This window comes from Halomonas sp. AOP30-A1-24 (assembly GCF_052378165.1).
GTDB classification, from domain to species: domain Bacteria; phylum Pseudomonadota; class Gammaproteobacteria; order Pseudomonadales; family Halomonadaceae; genus Vreelandella; species Vreelandella citrativorans.
In genome coordinates this window covers 1-1,103 of the sequence record NZ_JBQSXL010000085.1, presented here as the reverse complement: position 1 = coordinate 1,103, position 1,103 = coordinate 1, and the positions used below count along the sequence as shown (strand labels likewise).

The following is a 1,103-nucleotide window of genomic DNA, read 5'->3' as shown; positions in this document are numbered from 1 at the left end:
CCTGAATTCATAGAATAACTGCAGCACTTTGAGCCATTCGGTAGAAGTAGGAGGGCCAGCGCCGGCATCCTCCCTGCTTTACCGACCAAAGTGAAGCAGAGCATGGAATACCGGCAGCTGACCCAGACCCAACGATACCAGATTCACGCTCGTGCTGAGATAGGCATGAGCCAAAGACAGATCGCCAAAGACCTTGGCATTCATAACAGTACGATTAGTCGCGAGCTTCGTCGTAACGCGACTGCTGACGGTTATGAACCCGAGCTGGCTCAGCACCGTAGTGACAACCGGCGACGCACCGCCTGGAAGTGGACGAAGCGCCTACCCAGCATGATCAACATCGTCGCCAAGCAACTGCGTGAAGAGTGGAGCCCTGAGCAGATCAGCGGTTTCATGGCGCCTTTGATCGACAGGGGCGTTAGTCATCAGTGGATCTACGCCTTGATTTGGGATGACAAGGCTCGTGGAGGCGATCTCTGGCGGCACCTTCGTCAACCCAAGCGGCGTAGCAAGCACCGTGCTCACGCCAAGAGCGCAGGGCTCGGTAAAATTCCCAACCGTGTGGGCATTGAACACCGTCCCGCTGACGTCGATGACCGGCTCGTGATCGGTCATTGGGAGGGCGACACGGTGCTCAAGGGGCATAAGCAGTCAGGCCTGGTGACACTGGTGGAGCGCCGCAGTGGTTATTTAATGGCCGCGCGTTTGCCAAAGATAACGTCAGAACTGACCGAGAAAGCCATGATTCGGCTGCTCAAGCCTCGTCGCGGCGCAGTGAAGAGCATCACGCTGGACAATGGTTCAGAGTTTGCACGCCACGAGGAGGTTGCCAAGGCCGTTAGCGCGTCAATTTATTTCTGTGATGCTTACTGCTCGGGACAACGAGGCACGAATGAAAATACGAATGGCTTGATACGGCAGTATTTCCCCAAGGGAACAGACTTCCGGCAAATTACAGATGCCGAGGTACGACGCGTGGTCAACAAGTTAAATGATCGGCCTAGAAAGCGCCTCGGCTATCGAACACCGGCACAGGTGTTTCTGGGTGAATACTCAGGAGCCCTGAATACCGCAGGTGCTGCACTTATTAGTTGAATTCAGGA

Annotated in this window: 1 protein-coding gene; it reads left to right on the top strand. The window is 55.2% G+C overall.

Annotated features, from left to right (window positions below):
- Positions 1 to 102 precede the first annotated feature (102 nt).
- Positions 103 to 1,095: an IS30 family transposase gene (locus ACT3TJ_RS17975; RefSeq protein WP_444622834.1), complete on the top strand. Its 993-nt coding sequence runs from the start codon at positions 103 to 105 to the stop codon at positions 1,093 to 1,095.
- Positions 1,096 to 1,103: the final 8 nt, after the last annotated feature.